The sequence below is a fragment of the Pseudomonas sp. WS 5410 genome, assembly GCF_012985645.1.
Lineage (GTDB): Bacteria > Pseudomonadota > Gammaproteobacteria > Pseudomonadales > Pseudomonadaceae > Aquipseudomonas > Aquipseudomonas shahriarae.
On sequence record NZ_JAAQWS010000015.1, the window covers coordinates 81392 to 93821 of the forward strand.

At 61.4% G+C, this 12430-nt stretch carries 11 protein-coding genes; 6 read left to right on the forward strand and 5 right to left on the reverse strand.

Annotation, left to right across the window (positions count from 1 at the left end):
• Nucleotides 1–35: 35 nt before the first annotated feature.
• From cysN to HBO24_RS20830, 3 genes are all read right to left on the reverse strand, one after another.
• Entirely contained in the window at nt 36–1934 is a 1899-nt protein-coding gene (gene cysN, locus HBO24_RS20820; protein ID WP_057958315.1) for a sulfate adenylyltransferase subunit CysN, read from the reverse strand.
• Nucleotides 1935–1943: 9 nt separating this feature from the next.
• Nucleotides 1944–2861 carry a sulfate adenylyltransferase subunit CysD gene (gene cysD / locus HBO24_RS20825; protein ID WP_057437780.1) on the reverse strand — a complete coding sequence of 306 codons (918 nt, stop codon included), beginning with the start codon at nt 2859–2861 and terminating at the stop codon, nt 1944–1946.
• A 159-nt stretch (nt 2862–3020) separates the two neighbouring features.
• Nucleotides 3021–3779: a Nif3-like dinuclear metal center hexameric protein gene (locus HBO24_RS20830; protein ID WP_057958314.1), complete on the reverse strand. Its 759-nt coding sequence runs from the start codon at nt 3777–3779 to the stop codon at nt 3021–3023.
• 102 nt (nt 3780–3881) lie between these two features.
• Here HBO24_RS20830 and algW point away from each other — a divergent pair, with 102 nt between their 5' ends.
• The 3 genes from algW to HBO24_RS20845 all read left to right on the forward strand — a co-directional run bounded on the left by algW (nt 3882) and on the right by HBO24_RS20845 (nt 7952).
• Nucleotides 3882–5036, forward strand: coding sequence for a Do family serine endopeptidase AlgW (algW, locus tag HBO24_RS20835; RefSeq protein ID WP_057437778.1), 1155 nt, complete (start codon nt 3882–3884; stop codon nt 5034–5036).
• A gap of 75 nt (nt 5037–5111) precedes the next feature.
• On the forward strand, nt 5112–7220 hold the full coding sequence (locus HBO24_RS20840) for a TonB-dependent siderophore receptor (RefSeq protein WP_170060214.1): 2109 nt from the start codon (nt 5112–5114) through the stop codon (nt 7218–7220).
• Between the two features lie 12 nt (nt 7221–7232).
• On the forward strand, nt 7233–7952 hold the full coding sequence (locus tag HBO24_RS20845; protein WP_115127437.1) for a DUF4198 domain-containing protein: 720 nt from the start codon (nt 7233–7235) through the stop codon (nt 7950–7952).
• Between the two features lie 63 nt (nt 7953–8015).
• On the opposite strand, the gene hemH is transcribed toward HBO24_RS20845, so the two are convergent.
• Entirely contained in the window at nt 8016–9038 is a 1023-nt protein-coding gene (gene hemH / locus HBO24_RS20850) for a ferrochelatase (protein WP_057958311.1), read from the reverse strand.
• 14 nt (nt 9039–9052) lie between these two features.
• A complete protein-coding gene (locus tag HBO24_RS20855) occupies nt 9053–9952 on the reverse strand; it encodes a TIGR01777 family oxidoreductase (protein ID WP_057437775.1) in 900 nt (299 codons plus the stop codon).
• A 197-nt stretch (nt 9953–10149) separates the two neighbouring features.
• Here HBO24_RS20855 and HBO24_RS20860 point away from each other — a divergent pair, with 197 nt between their 5' ends.
• The 3 genes from HBO24_RS20860 to HBO24_RS20870 all read left to right on the forward strand — a co-directional run bounded on the left by HBO24_RS20860 (nt 10150) and on the right by HBO24_RS20870 (nt 12430).
• Nucleotides 10150–11136, forward strand: coding sequence for an NAD(P)/FAD-dependent oxidoreductase (locus tag HBO24_RS20860; RefSeq protein ID WP_057437773.1), 987 nt, complete (start codon nt 10150–10152; stop codon nt 11134–11136).
• On the forward strand, nt 11133–11348 hold the full coding sequence (locus tag HBO24_RS20865) for a TIGR02450 family Trp-rich protein (RefSeq protein ID WP_057437771.1): 216 nt from the start codon (nt 11133–11135) through the stop codon (nt 11346–11348). Before HBO24_RS20860 ends, HBO24_RS20865 begins: the two co-directional genes overlap by 4 nt.
• A 122-nt stretch (nt 11349–11470) precedes the next feature.
• Entirely contained in the window at nt 11471–12430 is a 960-nt protein-coding gene (locus HBO24_RS20870) for a DUF523 and DUF1722 domain-containing protein (protein ID WP_057958357.1), read from the forward strand.

Genomic DNA, 12430 nt, shown 5'->3' on the forward strand with positions numbered 1-12430 from the left:
GTGATCGGTGGCGGGCTTTTTTGTGGCGGCGAGGTTTAGATCGCGCCGCGCTGGCGCAACAGCTCCAGCACTTGCTTGACGCTGTCGTCCAGCGACAGGGCCTGGGTGTCGAGCACCAGGTCGGCATTCAACGGCACGTCGTACGGGAACGACTCACCAGGGATGTTATCCCCACCCGCAGCATACAGGCCTTGCGGGTCACGCTCGGCACACACCAACGGCGAGGCCTGCACGTACACGGTCAGCAAACGATCACTGCCGATCAACGCCTTGGCCTGTTCACGGCCCTCGGCATCCGGCGCCACGAAGGCCGCCAGGGTCAGCAGGCCGGCTTCGTTGAACTGACGCGCCACGTGAGCAGCACGCCGCCAGTTCTCGGTACGCCCGGCACGGTCCTGTGGCAGACCTTTATTGAGGTCATGGCGCAGGTTCTGGCCATCGAGTACGAACACCGCACGGCCCATGTCGAACAATTTACGCTCAACTGCATAGGCCAAGGTGCTCTTGCCTGCGCCCGACAGGCCGCTGAACAACACGGTGGCCGGCTGCTGGCCGAAACGCTGGGCGCGCTCTTCGGTGGCCACGTGGGCCAACTTGCCGTGCTGCGCCGCGCTGCCATGGCTGACCGGTGGTGCGATAATCATGCCCGCGGCCACAGTGCCGTTGGTCAGGCGATCAATCACGATAAAGGCGCCGGTGGTGCGGTTGCTGGCGTAACCGTCCAGGGCAATGGCCGCGTCGAGGCTGACCTTGACCCGACCGATCTCGTTCAGTTGCAAGGCACTGGCCGGGCCTTCTTCCAAGGTGTTCACATCCACACGATGCACGATGCTGGTGATGGAACCCGGCACGTAGCTGGTGGCGCGCTTGATGTCGTATTTCTTGCCCGGCAGCATCGGCTCCTCGGCCATCCACACCAGCATGGCGTCGAAGGCGTCGGTCACTTGCGGCACGTTATCGGCATGCACCAGCAGGTCGCCACGGGAGATGTCGATCTCGTCTTCCATGGTCAGGGTCACGGCCTGGCCTGGGCCTGCGTGCTCCAGTTCACCTTCGAAGGTGACGATGGATTTGATGCGGCTGCTCTTGCCCGACGGCAGCACCACCACTTCGTCGCCCTTGTGCACGATGCCGCTGGCCAGGGTACCGGCGAAACCACGGAAGTTCAGGTTCGGGCGGTTGACGTACTGCACCGGGAAACGCAGGTCGGTGTAGTTGCGGTCGTTGGCGATCTCGACGGTTTCGAGGATCTCCATCAGCGACTGGCCGGTGTACCACGGCGAACGCTCGCTCTTGTTCACCACGTTGTCGCCCTTGAGCGCCGACATCGGCACAAAGGCCATGGTGCTCGGCTTGAACGCAATGCCCTCGGCAAACTTCAGGTAGTCGGCCTTGATCGACTCGAAGATGCTCTCGTCGAAACCGTTGAGGTCCATCTTGTTGATCGCGATGACGATGTGCTTGATGCCCAACAGCGAGGCGATAAAGCTGTGGCGACGGGTCTGGGTCTGCACGCCGTAGCGCGCATCCACCAGGATGATCGCCAGGTCACAGGTGGACGCACCGGTGGCCATGTTGCGGGTGTACTGCTCATGGCCGGGGGTGTCGGCAATGATGAATTTGCGCTTGGCGGTGGAGAAATAGCGGTAGGCCACATCAATGGTGATGCCCTGCTCACGCTCGGCCTGCAGGCCGTCGACCAGCAAAGCCAGGTCGATATCGTCACCGGTGGTGCCGACTTTCTTCGAATCGCGGGTGATGGCTTCCAGATGGTCTTCGTAGATCATCTTGGAGTCGTGCAGCAGGCGCCCGATCAGGGTGCTCTTGCCGTCGTCGACGTTGCCACAGGTCAGAAAGCGCAGCATTTCCTTGCGTTCGTGCTGGCCCAGGTAGGCGAGGATGTCCTCGCTGATCAAATCAGATTGATGCGACATGACAGCCCCTTAGAAATAACCTTGACGTTTTTTATCTTCCATCGAGCCTGCACCATCGTGGTCGATGACACGGCCCTGGCGCTCGGAAGTTCGCGTCAGGAGCATTTCCTGGATGATGTCCGTCAGCGTCTCGGCTTCGGACTCCACCGCGCCCGTCAACGGGTAGCAGCCAAGGGTACGGAAACGGACTTTCTTTTTGACGATGCGGGCTTTGTCCTCGTCGGACAGGTGCTCGAGGATGCGCTCGTCGTCGATCATGATCAGCGTGCCGTTCTTCTCGATCACTTCACGTTCGGCGGCGAAGTACAGCGGCACGATGGGGATGCCTTCCAGATAGATGTACTGCCAGATATCCAGCTCGGTCCAGTTGGACAGCGGGAACACGCGGATCGACTCGCCCTTGTTGACGTTGCCGTTGTAGACGTTCCACAGCTCCGGGCGCTGGTTTTTCGGGTCCCAGCGGTGCTTGCTGTCGCGGAACGAGTACACGCGCTCTTTGGCGCGGGATTTCTCTTCATCGCGACGGGCGCCGCCGAAGGCTGCGTCGAAACCATGCTGGTCCAAGGCTTGTTTCAGGCCTTCGGTCTTCATGATGTCGGTGTGCTTGGCGCTGCCGTGGGTGAACGGGTTGATGCCCTGCGCCACACCGTCCGGGTTGACGTGAGTGATCAGCTCCAGGCCCAGTTCCTCGACCATGCGGTCGCGAAACTTGTACATTTCCTGGAATTTCCACTGGGTGTCCACATGCATCACCGGAAACGGCAGCTTGCCCGGGAAGAATGCCTTGCGCGCCAGATGCAGCATCACGGCGGAGTCTTTGCCGATGGAGTAGAGCATCACGGGGTTGTCGAACTCGGCGGCAACCTCACGGATGATGTGGATGCTCTCCGCCTCCAGCTGTTTCAGATGCGTCAGTTTGTCGACCATGGCTACTCACGGAAAAACGATCTTATGGACGGCCTGCGGGCCGTGTTCGAGCGAGGCATGCTAGCACAGCACCTACTTCTAATCAGGGAGCTGGCTAGATCGAAACGGTATATGGATATACCGCTCGGTTTGCCTGCAATGACGGGCCTGTGGGGAGGCTTAGATCGGGTTGGGGCAGTCGATAAACAGGTGCTCGAGGGCAAAGCGCCGGGCCAGGTAATCGCCCAGGGCCTGCACGCCATAACGCTCGGTGGCGTGATGGCCGGCGGCGATAAAGCTGATGTCGTTTTCCCGGGCACTGTGGAAGGTCTGTTCCGAAGCCTCGCCGCTGAGGTACAAATCCACCCCGGCCAGCACGGCCTGGTCGATGTAGCCCTGGCCGCCGCCGGTGCACCAGCCCACGCGGCGGATCATCGCACTGCCTTCGATCAGCAGCGGCTCGCGGCCCATGGCTTCCTGCACACGGCGGGCGAAATCCCGTGCCGACAGGGGCTCGGCCAAGGAGCCGACCAGGCCGACGACCTTGAGGTTGTCCGGGTCCAGCGGGCCTTCGACGGTGATGTCCAACTGGCGGGCCAACTGCACGTTGTTGCCCACGTCCGGGTGCAGGTCCAGCGGCAGGTGGTAGGCCAGGAGGCTGATGTCGTGCTTGAGCAGGGTCTTGAGGCGGCGCTGTTTCATGCCGGTGATGCACGGGCTCTCGCCTTTCCAGAAATAACCGTGATGCACCAGCACCAGGTCGGCCTTGGCCTCCACCGCCGCGTCGAGCAGCGCTTGGCTGGCAGTCACGCCACTGACAATGCGCAACACCTGCGGCCGGCCTTCGACCTGCAGGCCATTGGGGCAGTAATCGGCAATTTTCGCGCTGTTCAAGTAGCGATCCGCTTCTTCAACCAGGGTGCTCAGGGCGACGGCCATAAAAGACTCCTAAATATCCCGTTCAGAGGCGCTCGCGGCCTCGTATAATGCGCGACATTATGGGCGCTCCCGCGCCCCCTGCAACCTGTCAGGACTTACTTGATGCTCAAGGCGCTGCGTTTTTTTGGATGGCCATTGTTGGCCGGCGTGCTGATCGCGATGCTGATTATTCAGCGTTATCCGCAATGGGTCGGCCTGCCAAGCCTGGACGTCAACCTGCAACAGGCACCGCAAACCAGCGCGGTGCAACAAGGCCCGGTGACCTACGCCGATGCGGTGGTGGTCGCTGCGCCCGCAGTGGTCAACCTATACACCACCAAAGTCATCAATAAACCGGCGCACCCGCTGTTTGAAGACCCACAGTTCCGGCGGTTCTTCGGTGACAATTCGCCCAAGCAGCGCCGCATGGAGTCGAGCCTCGGCTCCGGGGTGATCATGAGCCCCGAAGGCTACATCCTGACCAACAACCATGTAAGCACCGGGGCCGACCAGATTGTCGTGGCCCTGCGCGATGGCCGCGAAACCCTGGCGCGGGTAGTGGGCAGCGACCCGGAAACCGACCTTGCGGTCCTGAAGATCGACCTGAAGAACCTGCCCTCCATCACCATCGGCCGCTCCGAAAGCCTGCGGGTCGGTGATGTGGCCTTGGCGATCGGCAACCCGTTCGGCGTCGGCCAGACCGTGACCATGGGCATCATCAGCGCCACCGGGCGTAATCAGTTGGGCCTTAACAGCTACGAAGACTTTATCCAGACCGACGCGGCAATCAACCCGGGCAATTCCGGCGGCGCGCTGGTGGACGCCAATGGCAACCTGACCGGCATCAACACGGCGATTTTTTCCAAGTCCGGCGGCTCCCAGGGCATCGGTTTTGCGATCCCGGTGAAGCTGGCGATGGAAGTCATGAAGTCGATCATCGAGCACGGCCAGGTGATCCGTGGCTGGCTGGGGATTGAAGTGCAACCGCTGACCAAGGAGCTGTCGGAGTCGTTTGGCCTGACCGGGCGCCCAGGCATCGTGATTGCCGGCATCCTGCGCGGCGGCCCGGCGGAGAAAGCCGGGATGCAGGTGGGCGATGTGATCCTCAGCATCGACGGTGAACCGGCAGGCGATGGTCGCCGTTCGATGAACCAGGTGGCGCGGATCAAACCGACGGAAAAGGTCGCGATCCAGGTGATGCGCAACGGCAAAGAGATCAAGCTGCTGGCCGAAGTGGGCCTGCGCCCGCCGCCCGCCCCGGTGAAAGAGCAGGAATAAAGGACGATCCTTAAAGAGATACACTCTCAATAGTCATGTTATATTATTTCAATATTGATATTGGAATGTTAGACCATGACGTCTCGAAAGTTTGCGCCCCTGGCCGGTCTCGCCCTGGGATTGCTGGTGGACCCGGTGCTTGCAGAAGACACCAACACCCTTGAACTGGGCACCACCAGCATCACCGGCGAGGCGTATGAATCCGCTACCGGCCCGGTCACGGGTTACCGTGCGACCCGCTCGGCCAGCGGGACCAAGACCGACACCGCCCTGCGGGATATCCCACAGTCAATCAGCGTGATCCCCACCACAGTGCTCAAGGACCTGGGCAGCAACAACGTCGAGCGCGCCCTGGAGTTTGCCGGCGGGGTGTCCAAGCAGAACAACTTCGGTGGCCTGACCCTTTACGAATACAGTATTCGCGGCTTCACCACCTCGGCGTTCTACCAGGATGGTTTCAGCGCCAACCGTGGCTACCCGAGCACGCCGGACACGGCCAATATCGAACGTATCGAAGTGCTCAAGGGCCCCGCCGCCAGCCTCTATGGCCGTGGCGATCCCGGCGGCACCGTGAATATCGTCACCAAAAAGCCCCAAGCCGAAGCCTTTACCACCCTGCAGACCAGCGCCGGCAGTTGGGACCGCTACCGCACCGCCGTCGATATCAACACCCCGCTGGACAGCGAAGGCAATGTGCTGTCGCGGGTCAATCTGGCAGTGGAAGACAACCACAGCTTTCGTGACCACGTGCAGAGCAAGCGGGTGTTTGTCGCCCCTTCGTTCAGTTGGCAACTGGACCCGGACACCAGCTTGCTGGTGGAAAGTGAGTTCGTGCGCCACAGCTCAACGTTCGACCGGGGCATCGTCGCGCCGAATGACCGCTGGAGCGGCATGTCCCGCTCGACCTTCCTCGGCGAGCCCAACGACGGCGATATCGACAACCACAACAACCGCCTGCAAGCCACCCTCGAGCATCACTTGAACGATGCCTGGAAGCTGCGCCTGGCCAGCCATTACAAACAAGGCAGCCTCTGGGGCCACGCCTCGGAAAGCCGCCCGCTGAATGCCGATGGGCATACCGTCAACCGCCGTTACCGCGAACGCTCCACGGGTTGGCACGACAGCATCACCCAGTTGGAGCTGCGCGGTCTGTTCGATATCGGCAGTTGGCAGCATGAATTGCTGATCGGCACCGAGTACGAGGACTACCGCAAGAAAGAACGGGTGACCGCCATCACCGGCAGCTACCCGATTGATATCTACCAACCGGTCTATGGCCAGCCCAAGCCCAATGGCAAGCCCACGGGCACTGATTTTTTCACCCAGGTGAAAAGCCAGGCGCTGAACCTGCAAGACCAGATCGTATTTACCGACCGCCTGCGCGGCCTGGTGGGCGTGCGCCTGGAGCACGTCGAGCAAAGCTCAGAGGACTTCACCCGCAACGGCGCCAAGAGCCAGAAAACCCACGATGTCATGACCCAGCGGGCCGGCCTGCTGTATCAACTGACCCCGCAGGTGGGGCTGTTTGCCAACGCCAGTACCTCGTTCAAGCCGCAAAGTGACCTGGACGCAGCCGGTAACTTCCTCGAGCCCGAAGAAGGCGTTGGTTATGAAGTCGGTATCAAGACAGAGCTGTTCGACGACCGCCTGAGCGCCACCGTCGCCGCCTTCCATATCAATAAAGAAAACACCCTGGCCACCGACCCGGCCACCGACCTCAAGCGCGCCATTGGCAAGGCCCGCAGCCAGGGGGTTGACCTGCAACTGAGCGGGCAATTGACTGACGCTGTGCGGGTGATTGGTGCCCTGGCCTACATCAATGCGCAAGTGACCAAGGGTGACAAAGACATCCCCACCGGCAGCCGCGTCCCTGGCGTGGCCAAGCGCAGTGGCAGCCTGTTGGGCGTGTATGAGTTCCAGGATGGCGCCCTGCGGGGTTCGGATCTGGGCGCGGCCTTTACCTACGTCGGCGACCGCTCGGGCGAGGCCGGTAAAAGCTTCGAGTTGCCGGCCTACCACACGGTCGACCTGCTGGCCCATTACAAGGCCAGCGACAACCTCACCGTGGGCCTGAACCTCAACAACCTGTTCGATGAAAAGTACTACGAGCGCTCCTACAGCAACTACTGGGTAACACCCGGAGAGCCGCGCAACTTCACCGTCAGCCTGACCCTCAATCTGTAAAAGGACCTCAACATGCAAGCGCTCAAATCATTGGCCGTGCTCGGCCTGCTATTCGCCACCCAGGTATCGGCCCACGGTCTGTGGACCGAGCAACGCCGGGGGCATATCGAGGTGGTCTATGGCCACGGTGCCGAAGACGAAGCCTTCAAGGCCAGGAAAGTCAGCGGCGCCTGGGCCTATGACGCCAGTGGCCGGATGATCCCGGTGACCGTACAACGCCTGGACGACCAGGCGCGCCTGCAACCGCTCAAATCTCCTGCGGTGCTGGCCGTGGCGTTTGATAACGGCCTGTGGACGCAAACCCCAGACAAGAAATGGGTGAACAAGGGCCACAGCCAGGTGCCGGGCGCCGTCGAAACGACCCAGGCCCTGAAGTACAGCCTGGCGATCTATCAGGCCGGGGCAAAACTGCCCAAGCTGGATCAGTTGAAGATGGTGATCGTGCCCGAAGTCGACCCGCTGACCGTCGGCCCAGGCCAATCGCTGCCTGTACGGGTGCTGATCGACGGCAAGCCCGCCGCCGGAATCAAGTTGATTGGCGACTACCGCAGCGCGCCGAACACCTTGAGTACCGAGACCGACAAGGATGGCCGGGCCCAGGTACTGGTGCGCAATGAAGCGCTGAATGTGATTGCGGCGCAGGCACAAGTGCCGGTCAAAGATAACGGCGAGGTCCACATCCGCGCGCTGTTCAGCTCACTGACCTTCCTTGGCCAGCCCCATCACGAGTAAAGCCCGCTGAAGCCATGTGGGAACTGGCTTGTATGGGAGCCAGCTCCCGTACAAGCCGCCACATTAGAGGCTGACGGGCGCTCTTTCGCACAAGGTGTTAAGTGCCGCCGCCCACTGCGGATCATCATTGAGGCACGGCACCAGCACTAACTCCTCGCCCCCGGCTTCGCGGAACTGTTCCAGGCCGCGATCACCGATCTCCTCCAGGGTCTCGATGCAATCGGCGACAAACGCCGGGCACATCACCAGCAACTTCTTCACCCCCTGCTGAGCCAGGGCCTCCAGGCGGGCCTCGGTGTAGGGTTCGATCCACTTCGCCCGGCCCAGGCGCGACTGGAACGCCACCGACCATTTACCCTCAGGCAGGCCCATGCGCGCGGCAAAGTCGCGGGCGACGCTGAAGCATTGCCCGCGATAACAGGTGGTACGCACCTCAGGCGACGCATTGGCGCAGCAGTCGCCCGCACCGTCCAGGGAATGCCCGGGGTTGAGTTTATTCAGATGGCGTTCCGGCAGGCCATGGAAGCTGAACAGCAGGTGATCGTAATCCTGCTGCAAATGCGGCCTGGCACTGGCCACCAGGGCATCGAGGTATTCCGGCTGGTCGTAGAACGGTTGCAGGATCGAGAACTGCAGGTCGAGTTTCTTCTCGCGCACCACCCGCCGCGCTTCTTCGATCACCGTGGTCACGGTGCTGTCGGCAAACTGTGGATACAACGGCGCCAGCGTGACCTTATGGATGCCCTGGCCGGCCAGGCGGGTCAGCACGCTTTCAATCGACGGTTCGCCATAACGCATCGCCAGTTCCACCGGGCCATGGGTCCATTGGCTGGTCATCTGCTGCTGCAGGCGGCGACTGAGGACCACCAGCGGCGAGCCTTCGTCCCACCAGATCGAGGCGTAGGCGTGGGCCGACTGCTCGGGACGCTTGATCAGGATCAGCGACACCAGCAAGCGCCGCACCGGCCATGGCAGGTCGATCACATACGGGTCCATCAAGAACTGATTGAGGTAGCTGCGCACATCGGCCACCGAAGTGGACGCCGGCGAGCCCAGGTTGACCAGTAACAACGCGTGATCCGTCATGCAACATCCTATCTCTAGAGGCGGCTGGACAAGTCGTCCAGGGCCGCGTGCAACTCAGTGAACTGAAAAGTGAAACCGGCGGCCAACAACCGCTCGGGTAGCGCCTTCTGCCCGCCCAGCAACAGGCCGGACAACTCGCCCAAACCCACCCGCAAGGCAAACGCCGGCATCGGCATAAACGCCGGGCGGTGCAGCACCTGGCCCAGGGTCTTGGCAAACTCGCGGTTACGCACCGGCTGGGGCGCGCAGGCATTATAAGGACCGCTGGCGTCAGGTTTGTGTAGAAGAAAATCAATCAGGGCGATTTGATCCTTGATATGCACCCACGGCATCCACTGCCGACCGTTACCGATAGGCCCGCCCAGCGCCAGTTTAAAGGGCAGTAACAACCGCGACAAAAAGCCGCCCTCGGCCGCTAGCACCAGGCCAGTACGCACCAGCACCACCCGCAAGCCGAAGGCCTCGGCGCGCTGGGCGGTTTCTTCCCAGGCAATGCACAACTGGCTGGGAAAATCGTCCAGCACCGGGCCGCTGGCTTCGGTCAGCTCGCGCTCACCGCCATCGCCATACCAGCCCACCGCCGACCCGGAAATCAACACCGCAGGTTTCACCGCCAGGCCTTCAAGCCAGGCCAGCAAGGTTTCCGTCAGGCTGATCCGACTGCTCCACAGCAATGCCTTGCGTTTATGGGTCCAGAGCCGGTCGGCGATCGGCGCGCCGGCCAGGTTGATAACAGCATCCACCGGCTGCGTTACATCCTGCAAACGGGCAACGCCCTTCACCTGCGCACCGCACAGGGTGGCGACCTGCGCGGGATTGCGGCTCCATACCGTCAACTGATGCCCCTGGGCGCTCCAGTACTGGCAAAGCTGGCGGCCGATCAGACCGGTACCGCCGGTCAGCAAAATATGCATGAGATCTTCCTCCTGTAACGTTGGCCGGGCATCGCTGGTCTATTTTATAAGCAGGGATCTTTTTAATCGGGCGCGACCTACGTTTAACCATAGGCCACGCCACACGTTAAGGCATGCCGAAACTTATACCAAAAAACAATATTGTACAGCTATTGGTGTCGGCGTAGTCTGTACCCAAAGGTAAAACGAGGCCTCCCATGACTGTTCCCATCGCGATCATCGGTACCGGCATCGCCGGACTTTCTGCCGCCCGAGCGTTAAAAGATGCCGGGCACGCCGTCCAACTCTTCGATAAAAGCCGCGGCAGTGGCGGGCGCATGTCCAGCAAGCGCAGCGAGGCCGGCACACTGGACCTTGGCGCGCAGTACTTCACCGCCCGCGACCGACGCTTCGTCGATGAAGTGCAACGCTGGCAAGCCAATGGCTGGGTTGCCGAATGGGAACCGCAACTCTACAACTGCCAATCCGGCCAACTGAGCCCTTCTCCCGATGAGCAGACCCGCTGGGTCGGCACCCCGCGCATGAGCGCCATCACCCGCGCACTGCTGGACGACCTGCCGGTGGAGTTCGGCTGCCGTATCACCGAAGTGTTCCAGGGCCAGCAACACTGGAACCTGCTGGACGCCGACGGTGGCAACCATGGCCCCTTCAGCCACGTAATCATTGCCACCCCGGCGCACCAGGCCACGGCCCTGCTGGCCGCGGCGCCGAAACTGGCGAGCACGGCAGCCGGGGTGAAAATGGACCCGACCTGGGCCATTGCCCTGGCCTTCGACACGCCGCTGGATACGCCGATGGAAGGCTGCTTCGTACAAGACAGCCCCCTCGACTGGCTGGCCCGCAACCGCAGCAAACCAGGGCGGGACGCCACGCCAGATACCTGGATCCTGCACGCCACCAGTGCCTGGAGCAAACAGCACCTGGACCTGCCCAAGGAAGCCATCATCGAATTGCTGCACGGCGCCTTTGCCGAATTGCTGCATTGCAGCATGCCGGCGCCCTCCTTCAGCCTCGCCCACCGCTGGCTGTACGCCCGCCCGGCGGGCAGCCATGAATGGGGAGTACTGGCGGATGCCGACCTGGGCCTGTACGTGTGTGGCGACTGGTGCCTGTCAGGCAGGGTCGAAGGCGCGTGGCTCAGCGGCCAGGAAGCCGCGCGGCGCTTGCTCGGACACCTGCAATGAACCGCATCAATCCAACAAAACTGCTGCTCTCCAAATGGACAGCAACCCACCCGCGAAACAAGGAAAAACATTTCCTGGTCACCGAGTTATTTCGCGATGAAGAAGACAACGTACTGGAGATTGAACTGCAAGCCGTCTTGACCCGGCGCGGAGAACGCCTGACCTGGCAGAGCCTGCAAGATGCCGAGCGCTGGAAAATGGGCTGGCAATAACCTCATCAAAAAACTTGTACAAACTATTTGACTTGTACAGTGCAAAACCTATGATGAGATTAGTTGTACAGAAAACATAAACTGTACAGGAATCTTGTCGAGGCTTTGCCATGTCCTGCAACGTGTCCGTCACCGGCAAACCAAAAATCGCCATCAGCGCCTGCCTGCTCGGCGAAAACGTGCGCTTCAACGGCGGGCACAAACAATCCCCCCTGTGCAGCCAGACACTCAGTGACTATTTCGACTTCGTGCCACTGTGCCCCGAAGTCGCTATTGGCCTGGGCATCCCCCGTGAGCCGATTCGCCTGGTGGGCGACCCACTCCAGCCGCAAGCCGTGGGCACGGTCCACCGCGAACTGAATGTTACCGGCGCACTGGATGAGTACGGCCAGCGCATGGCCGCCGAACATACGGACCTGTGCGGCTATATCTTCATGCAGAAATCACCGTCCTGCGGCCTGGAACGGGTCAAGGTCTACCGCGACAACGGCACCCCGGCCGAGGGCGGTGGGCGCGGCATCTATGCCCAAGCATTCTGCGCACGCCATCCCAACCTGCCGGTGGAGGAAGATGGCCGCCTGCACGACCCGGTGCTGCGGGAAAATTTCCTGACCCGGGTCTTTGTCTATGCCACATGGCAACAATTGCTGGCGCAGGGTCTGACACGTCACCAGCTGCTGGCCTTCCACTCGCGCTATAAATACCTGCTGATGGCCCATAGTCCGGCCCACTACAAAAGCCTGGGCAACCTGCTGGGCAGCATGAGCAAGGACTGTGACCTGCCAGTGCTGGCCGCCGAGTATTTCAGCGAGCTGATGACGGCCCTGAAAAAGTGCGCCACCCGTGGCACCCATTCCAATGTGTTGCAGCACATCAGCGGTTACCTCAAGCAGGCCCTGAGCGCCGCAGACAAACAGGAAATGCAGGCACTGATCAGCCAATACCGGCAAGGCATCGTGCCGCTGGTCGTGCCGCTGACCTTGCTCAAGCATCACTTTCGCCAACACCCGGACCGCTACATCGCGCAGCAGGCCTACCTGCAACCGCATCCGGAAAATCTCAGCCTGCGTAATGCGATCTAA

Coding starts and splice junctions, on each gene's coding strand:
- cysD (WP_057437780.1), bottom strand. CDS start 2,861: ATGGTCGACAAACTGACGCATCTGAAACAGCTGGAGGCGGAGAGCATC.
- HBO24_RS20840 (WP_170060214.1), top strand. CDS start 5,112: ATGACGTCTCGAAAGTTTGCGCCCCTGGCCGGTCTCGCCCTGGGATTG.
- HBO24_RS20860 (WP_057437773.1), top strand. CDS start 10,150: ATGACTGTTCCCATCGCGATCATCGGTACCGGCATCGCCGGACTTTCT.
- HBO24_RS20855 (WP_057437775.1), bottom strand. CDS start 9,952: ATGCATATTTTGCTGACCGGCGGTACCGGTCTGATCGGCCGCCAGCTT.
- HBO24_RS20830 (WP_057958314.1), bottom strand. CDS start 3,779: ATGGCCGTCGCCCTGAGCACCCTGGTTGAAGAAGCGGATCGCTACTTG.
- cysN (WP_057958315.1), bottom strand. CDS start 1,934: ATGTCGCATCAATCTGATTTGATCAGCGAGGACATCCTCGCCTACCTG.
- HBO24_RS20865 (WP_057437771.1), top strand. CDS start 11,133: ATGAACCGCATCAATCCAACAAAACTGCTGCTCTCCAAATGGACAGCA.
- algW (WP_057437778.1), top strand. CDS start 3,882: ATGCTCAAGGCGCTGCGTTTTTTTGGATGGCCATTGTTGGCCGGCGTG.
- hemH (WP_057958311.1), bottom strand. CDS start 9,038: ATGACGGATCACGCGTTGTTACTGGTCAACCTGGGCTCGCCGGCGTCC.
- HBO24_RS20845 (WP_115127437.1), top strand. CDS start 7,233: ATGCAAGCGCTCAAATCATTGGCCGTGCTCGGCCTGCTATTCGCCACC.